Origin of the sequence: Ancylobacter oerskovii (assembly GCF_018390555.1) — a bacterium.
Taxonomy (GTDB): domain Bacteria; phylum Pseudomonadota; class Alphaproteobacteria; order Rhizobiales; family Xanthobacteraceae; genus Ancylobacter; species Ancylobacter oerskovii.
On sequence record NZ_JAHBGB010000026.1, the window covers coordinates 1 to 7974 of the forward strand.

The 7974-nt window shown below is 48.1% G+C and carries 3 protein-coding genes and 4 pseudogenes; 5 read left to right on the plus strand and 2 right to left on the minus strand.

The features are described 5' to 3' along the window. The 5 genes and pseudogenes from KHC19_RS11855 to KHC19_RS11875 all read left to right on the plus strand — a co-directional run. A pseudogene (locus tag KHC19_RS11855) lies at window positions 1-756 on the plus strand (Mu transposase domain-containing protein); the annotation flags it as partial. Next, window positions 746-1540 (plus strand): annotated as a pseudogene (gene istB / locus KHC19_RS11860) (IS21-like element helper ATPase IstB). The pseudogenes KHC19_RS11855 and istB (KHC19_RS11860), both read left to right, overlap by 11 nt. A 547-nt stretch (window positions 1541-2087) precedes the next feature. Next, complete coding sequence (locus tag KHC19_RS11865; RefSeq protein WP_213352574.1) at window positions 2088-5102, plus strand: glycosyltransferase family A protein; 3015 nt, start codon at window positions 2088-2090, stop codon at window positions 5100-5102. Between the two features lie 29 nt (window positions 5103-5131). Continuing rightward, a complete protein-coding gene (locus KHC19_RS11870) occupies window positions 5132-6184 on the plus strand; it encodes a glycosyltransferase family protein (RefSeq protein ID WP_213352575.1) in 1053 nt (350 codons plus the stop codon). 87 nt (window positions 6185-6271) lie between these two features. Continuing rightward, a pseudogene (locus KHC19_RS11875) lies at window positions 6272-6440 on the plus strand (transposase); the annotation flags it as partial. Window positions 6441-6592: 152 nt separating this feature from the next. Here the strand turns inward: KHC19_RS11875 and istB (KHC19_RS11880) are convergent. Both istB (KHC19_RS11880) and KHC19_RS11885 read right to left on the minus strand, forming a co-directional pair. Then, window positions 6593-7321: an IS21-like element helper ATPase IstB gene (gene istB, locus KHC19_RS11880; RefSeq protein WP_213352576.1), complete on the minus strand. Its 729-nt coding sequence runs from the start codon at window positions 7319-7321 to the stop codon at window positions 6593-6595. Then, a pseudogene (locus KHC19_RS11885) lies at window positions 7218-7908 on the minus strand (Mu transposase domain-containing protein); the annotation flags it as partial. The gene istB (KHC19_RS11880) and the pseudogene KHC19_RS11885, both read right to left, overlap by 104 nt. Window positions 7909-7974 lie beyond the last annotated feature (66 nt).

The following is a 7974-nucleotide window of genomic DNA, read 5'->3' on the forward strand; positions in this document are numbered from 1 at the left end:
AGGCCAAAAATCAACCCAAGGACTCTCTCCTAAGCCGGAGGAGAAAAGGGTCTCAGGTCAGCAGTCGCAGGCCGGGCACGGCTCGCAACCCGGCTCGATCGCCGATGTGTGGGCTGAGGAGATCCGCCACCTGATGCCGATGCCGCGGCCGTTCGACGGCTTCGTCGAACACGCCAAGCGCGTTCCCCGACCTGCCTCGTCCACCTCGAGCGCAATCGCTACAGCGTGCCGGCCTCCTTCGCCAACCACCCGGTGAGCTTGCGTGTCTATCCCGACCGGATCGTTGTGGTCGCTGAGGGACAGGCCATCTGTGAGCATGGTCGGGTGTTCGCTCGCTCCCATGATCGTCACAGCCGGACCGTCTATGACTGGCGGCATTATCTGGCCGTGGTCCAGCGCAAGCCCGGCGCATTGCGCAACGGCGCACCGTTCGCCGAGATGCCGCCGGCGTTCCGATCCTTGCAGCAGCATCTGCTCAAGCGGCCGGGCGGTGACCGCGAGATGGTGGAGATTCTGTCCCTGGTCTTCCAGCATGACGAGCAGGTCGTGCTCACGGCCGTTGAACTCGCTCTGCAGGCCAGCGTGCCGACCAGGACCCACATCCTCAACCTGCTGCACCGCCTGATCGACGGCACACCGCTGAGCACGCCGACGATCCCGGCTCCAGCCGCCCTCGCGCTGACCACCGAACCACAGGCCAATGTCGAGCGCTATGACGCCCTTCGCCGGGCCAGGGAGGCACGCCATGCGTCATGATCCGACCAGCGGAGCCCTCGTCATCATGCTGAGAAGCCTCAAGATGCACGGCATGGCGCAAGCCGTCGCCGAACTCACCGAACAGGGGTCTCCCGCCTTCGAGACCGCCATGCCGATCCTCTCACAGCTCCTGAAGGCCGAGACTGCCGAGCGGGAGGTACGCTAGACCGCCTACCAGCTCAAGGCCGCGCGCTTCCCGGCCTATCGCGACCTCGCCGGCTTCGACTTCACCAGCAGCGAGGTCAACGAGGCGCTCGTGCGCCAGCTCCATCGCTGCGAGTTCCTCGACGACGCGCACAACGTCGTCCTGATCGGCGGGCCGGGTACCGGCAAGACCCACATCGCCACGGCTCTCGGCGTCCACGCCGTCGAGCATCATCACAGGCGGGTCCGCTTCTTCTCCACCATCGAGCTCGTCAACGCCCTCGAACAGGAAAAGGCACAGGGAAAGGCTGGTCAGATCGCCAGCCGCCTCGTCCATGCCGACCTCGTCATCCTCGATGAGCTCGGCTACCTGCCGTTCAGCGCCTCGGGCGGCGCCTTACTGTTCCACCTGCTGAGCAAGCTCTATGAGCGCACCAGCGTGATCATCACCACCAATCTCAGCTTCTCCGAATGGGCGACCGTCTTCGGCGATGCCAAGATGACCACGGCCCTGCTCGACCGGCTCACCCATCACTGCCATATCATCGAGACCGGCAATGACAGCTTCCGCTTCAAGAGCAGCTCGGCAAAGCCACCCAAACCGACCAGGGAGAAGCCGCGAAACTTGACCGCCACCTGACCCGAGACCCACCATCAGCCCGGGTCAGTTCTCAGTGGAAATCCAGGGTCACTTCTCAACGGAAATCAACAATGCGGGTGAAGAATGCCTCGCATGGCCGTTCAACCGTAACAAAGCAGGCTATGCTATAATGACCGTTCGAAACAGGAGGGTCTTAGCCGCTCGCGTTTTATGCATGTACGTTTGGGGGTCGCCGCCACTGGCAAACAGCGCTCCAGTGTTTTCCTGTGAGAAGGGGGGCTTGGGTTGTATGAACCCCACCCACATCTCATGGGGAGGCGAGGGCTGAAAGTTCGCGACGTGGCGGTCGCCATCGTCGATATAGTTCGCAAACGGAGCTGTCTGATGGCGAGGTTCGAAAGATTAAATACCTGAAGAATAAAATGACATATAAAGAAATTGCCATGATATTTGGAATAAGTCCAAGTTCAGTAGGCATGATTATAATGGGAAAGCGTTGGAATAACGAGTCATAGAGAGGTTAATTTACCACTTATATTCCAATAATGAAGTTGGAATTGTATAACATAGGAACGACAAGAGGCAAATGGCTGATTATATAGATGCATCCACTCATCCCATTGTAAATGCCAAAGTGACCTCAAAAGGGCTTAACAGTCTTATGAGTTTTATGGTCGGAGACGTCATTGTAGATAGAAATGTTATCAATAATTACTTAGATGATGGTTATATATCATTCATGCGGATGATATATCTAAGCGATAAATTTAAGTATAATGTGATTGACCCTCTTGTGGCGGGTCAAAAATTGATGCGCGATAATTTAGAAAATATATCCTCAGAGGATATATTGCATCTAAAGGGCCTGTTAGAACGGCCTAATAAACCTATTGGTGAGTTGGGAGATGAAATAATTAAGTTTGGTTTAGATAGACGATTGCTTGAAGCGGTTTTTAACAATCCGCCCCATCATGGGAGCGGCGAAAGCTATTATTTTTATATCCGCGACGTTCTATTTTGGCTCGTGGACCACGCCTGCATTAACGGCCACCACCAGCTACCAGTCCAAATTGAGCCGCATGGTGATAGGCAATATCGTGTACGGTTGCGGGACTTCCAACCCGGCAGAGCTCGTCTAACCATTCGCACACAGTCTGCGCCATTTCGCTCAAGTGAAGTATCATTTGCTTATAAAGCATCAACATTCATAATATCTCTACCCATCTTGAATGCATCGGGATTCTCGTTTTCTGGACGCCTTAATCTACTGGGTAATCCAAATACGATTGTTCCGATTGCAGGTACGATATCGCATAAAGTAGCCAAACGAGTTTTGATGCGCCAGGAAAAGAAGTTGCTTGAAGCTCGGCGCAACGCAGAATGTGGAGAGATACAAAGGGCCATTGGTGGATTAAAAGATATAATAAAGAATACACCGTTTTTCGAGTCAGCGACGGTTTTGCTTATTCAATGTCTGGTGTTGATTGGAAATCAACACGAAATCGATTGCATAACACTGAATAAAAAACCATTTTTAGATCCGTTAAATAAACAATACATAGATTTGATATCTCAAATTCTACATCGCGCTCGCGAAAAATCAAATTTTTATGATTTTACACAGTTTCTAAGCAAAAAATTTAAAAATCATGGTATATCGAGCGCTATTCGTAAGCAGATATACAATCTTGTGTCTACCAACGATACAAAAGATTGTAATAAATTGTTAGATCTCCTAAATAGTCTCAGAAATAAACGTATCACGATCATAGTTATTGAAATTTTGTGTATTTTTTTTGTACATCAAAGATTGATATGGCGAATTATATCACATGCTTTGACATTCAAGGAGTTTAGATTATCAGAAATAATAACCATTTCCATTAGCCACCAATTCTTGCATTTGCTTATGCAACCATTATCGAATACGCCAGACGAATATATAAATGGAAATGAGTTGCTATACAATTTATCTATTGTTGCATACGATAACGGGAATTTATTGGCAGCCGAAAAGTTCCTCGATCGCTTATCAAATACTGAATCATTGTCGTTATTGCCGTGTCGTTTGATGGCGAAAATTCATTTTAAAAATATGGAATACAAAGAAGCAATCATTTATGCGAAGAAGGTATTGTTGTCACATAATCATGATCCAGAAATGATTGAAATAATAGTTCTTAGTAGTAATTCTATTAAAAACTATGATGTTTTTTATATAGATAACGATATTTCATCAATGATGGGGTCGTCTTATTCATTTTGGAGAAATGAACTGTTTAAAGATCCGTCGTCGATTCAAGTTCGTCTTTCGTTTCTAAAAATGTGTATAATATGCAAAAAAGCTGAAATATCCAAATCAATAATGGAGAATATATGTGCGTCTAATCATCAACTCTTGGTTAGCTCTATAATTGGTCCAAATAATTCGGAGTTTGAATTAGATATAAATACGATTGTCTCGTTAAATAATCGGCTAAATTTGTGCACTGATATGTATCAGGCGCGGGTCGATTTAATATACTATAATATTCGTAATAAAATTGTCGATAAAATTGAGGATATTGTGCCATCTTATATAGCAATTAAGAACCTAGATCTGACTCGTGCTCGGATCGCGTCCCTCGTATACGCAGGTCGCTATGATGTGGCTATAGAAGATCTACGAGAGTATAATAGCCTTTGGGAATCTGATGCGGGGTTGCTTATTTATACGATAATTTGCGACCTGAGAATGAAAGAATATGATAATGTTGAACATATATTTCAACAATTGAAAGAACTCGAACTGACGTATAAGCATGAATTTGATTATCACTTATGTTTTTATATTAAATCATGCCTATCTGGAGATTATGTTTCTGCCATTGATAACGCGAACAAATTACTCGACAAATCTAAATTTAGCCGAATAAGCCTTAGTCATGATAATGCTTTTGTGGCGGTTGCTGAAGCCCGCGCTGTGGATATACACACAAAAAATGAGAATATTGACAAAATATATAATAGGGACCGTGAATTACTATCTGTGTATCTATATTTAGACGACGATTTCGATGATATTAAGATGTCTATTGATTCTATATTGAGTCAGAAATATTATAACTTCGAAATCATAATAATTTATGATGGTGTAAATGATATGAAGCAAAAGGAGTTGTTGGATCTGGAGTATGTCGATACAAGAATTAAGATTATTCTAAACACAACAAAAAGAGGGTCAAAATATTGCCTGAAGCTCGCCTTGCTCCATGCTCGCGGAGAAATTATTATATTTCATGGATCTGCAGATTGGTCCCATCCGAACCGACTTGAATGTATACATCTTATGTATGTAAGAGATCCAGAATGTCCGATATTAAAAACGGAAGTGTTTTATTTGAATTACAATAGTTTTTTTACTAGTGGCAGTTGCGTACTTCATTCAGATGGAGATCATCTTTCGTTTGCATTTAACAGGAAATGGATGTTGGAGAAAATTGAACTTTTGGATAAAGTGTCTGACGAAAATCTCATGAACTTCATAAACGAATTAATTAAATCAATTCATCCTAATAATTTGAACAGATTATATTGTCCGTTAGTGTTTCGCCGGCAGTAATTACAATTTTGATATAGAGGGATAGCGGTATGGATGTAATTAATTTTCCATTTTTCAAAGAGAATCCATATCAACGAATGTTATATATTTCGTTGCATGGGCGATATAATATATTGCCGGGTACTATAGATGATGCTATAGATAGAATCGTATTGGAAGGAAAAGGTATTTTTCATATACATTGGGATGAATTCTTATTAAAAAAATGTCAGACAGATGTTGAAGCGGAGGAAATTGTACGTCAGTTTGAAGAATTGATCGAAAAATTTTGTAGAATTGGTGGAAAGGTTTTGTGGACGATTCATAACGCTCTACCGCATGAGGAAATATTTGTAGAGGCGCATATTAAACTTCGCAAAATTATTTCAAAAGCGAGTAGTGCAATAATATCACATAATAGCGAAACGGTAAAATACCTATCTCTAATAGGTATAATTGACCTTAAGAAGGTCATGATGCTTGATCATCCTTCATATTACGGATGGTTTGATATTGGCGCGAAGAATAATGACTACAATAAAATAAAAAAAACTGGATGTATGTTGGTGTTTGGTAAAGTAAGAAGATATAAAAATATCGATTTTATAATAGAAAGTTTGGATCGTTCTTTTTTGGAAAGTCATAAACTTTATTTAAAAATCAGTGGGTCGCCGATATCCGATGATATATATGCAGAAACATTGAAGTCAATAATTTCAAAAAGAGATGATGTGGTTTGGAACATTAAATCAGTATCGGATCATGACGTTCCAACATTATTTAAAGATTCTATTTGTTTGGTATCTGCGAATAGCGGTGTGATGACATCTGGGGTGGCTCTATTATCGTTGTCGATGGGAGTAATTATGGTTGCACCGAAAACAGCGATAACGGAGGAGATATTTCCATATGAATTACATAAATTCTTATACGAATTTGGAAATGCTGTTGATTTGCGAAGGGCTATTAGTCAGGTTAATGAAATTACTGGAGAGGAATACTTAAGTATTTTAAAAAAAATGGACATTAGGTCAAGATATTTGCGTCCATCTAGGATAAGTCTTCAGTATGGACGAATTTTGGATGGTGTGTTGTCGATATAATCAAACACGACTTTGGCAGATTTTTTGATCGTCTGGCGTATTTGGGATTCCCACGGCGCGGTTTGCGTGACTCATGGGTGGTCGGCTTTGTGGAGGGCCGGCCATGGACGAGACTTGGAAGTCCGATCTGGAGGGCTGGCTCTGGCCCTTTCTCGATGCTCTGCGGCACAAGGTGCGGGCGCGGATGTGTCCGGCCTATGTGGCGGGTCTGATCGGTGCCGGGGCTCGCAAAAGCGTCCAGCCGATGGCTGCCCGTGACGGCGGCGTCGGCTACTCATCTGGGCCGTCGGCATCGGAGCGCGCCAGAAAATCTATCCGGTCGATGTGGCTCTCGTGTGTCAAGCGGCGTTGGAACGGGACCCTTGATCGGCGTGCAAAAGGAACCCCGGGAAAGATCGGCGAGCGAGGTCAGATCCTGTTCTTGAAGCGCCAGCTCTCGTTGCCGGTCTCGATGATGTCGCAGTGATGGGTGTGGCGATCGAGGAGAGCCGTGGTCATCTTGGCGTCGCCGAACACTGACGGCCAATCGCCGAAGGCGAGGTTGGTGGTGACGATGACCGAGGTCTGCTCGTAGAGCCGGCTGATGAGGTGGAACAGGAGCTGGCCGCCGGACTGGGCGAAGGGCAGGTAACCGAGCTCGTCGAGCACGATGAGGTCCATGCGGCCGAGATAGTCGGCTAGCCGCCCCTGGCGCCCGGCGCGGGTTTCCGCCTCGAGCTTGTTGACGAGATCCACGACGTTGAAGAAGCGTCCACGAGCACCGGTCCGGATACAGGCGCGGGCGATGGCGATGGCCAGATGGGTCTTGCCGGTCCCGGTGCCGCCGATCAACACGGCATTGCGCTGATGGGCGAGGAAGTTGTCGGAGGCGAGGTCCCGTACCAGGGCCTCGTTGATCGGGGTGTCGTCGAACACGAAGTCGTCGATGTCGCGGGCGAGCGGCAGCTTGGCAATGGTGATCTGGTATTTAATCGAGCGGGCCTGCTTCTCGCTGATCTCAGCGTTAAGGAGGTCGCCGACGACGCGCCGAGGCTCATGCTGACGCTTCACGGCGGTCGCGATGATCTCGTCGAAGGCGGCCTTCATGCCGTAAAGCTTCAGCTCGCCCATCGAGGCGAGGATCTCGGAGCGGTCCATCACAGTACTCTCCTGAGGTTGTCGTAGCGGGCACGATCGGCCACCGGTTCATGGCGCAGCCGCAGAGTGTCCGGGGTGAGGATGGTGATCGGGCGCACCGGCTCCCGGGAGCGCGCCAGGATGTTCAGGATCACATCGGCGGAGTGGACACCTTCGCCAAGCGCCTCCAGGCAGGCGGCCTCGACGGCGGGCAAGCCGTCGCTGAGCACGGCGGTGAGGATATCGACCATCTGGCGCCCGCCATCGGGCACGGAGCCGAGCTTGTGTCGCACCCGCTCCAGCCCTGTCGGCAGGATCCAGTCCTTGAACGGCGCCCCATTGCGCAAAGCGCCGGGCTTCCTCGCCAGGACAGGAACATAGTGCCAGGGATCATAGATCGTCTGGTCACGCCCGAAGCAGCGAGGATACTCGCCAACGAGCCTGCCCTCCTGGCGCAGCTCGATACGGTCGGCATAGGCGCGTATCTCGACAGGTCGCCCCACGGCGCTGGCCGTGACGGAGTAGCGGTTGTTGTCGAAGCGCACCAGGCTGGTCTTGGACACCGAGGCCGGCACGGCGTGGAAGCCGTCGAACCGGCCGCGATAAGGCCCTGCTCATCGCTGCCCCTACAAGATCCACACGGCGCTGATCGACAACGGCGTTCAGTTTGTCAG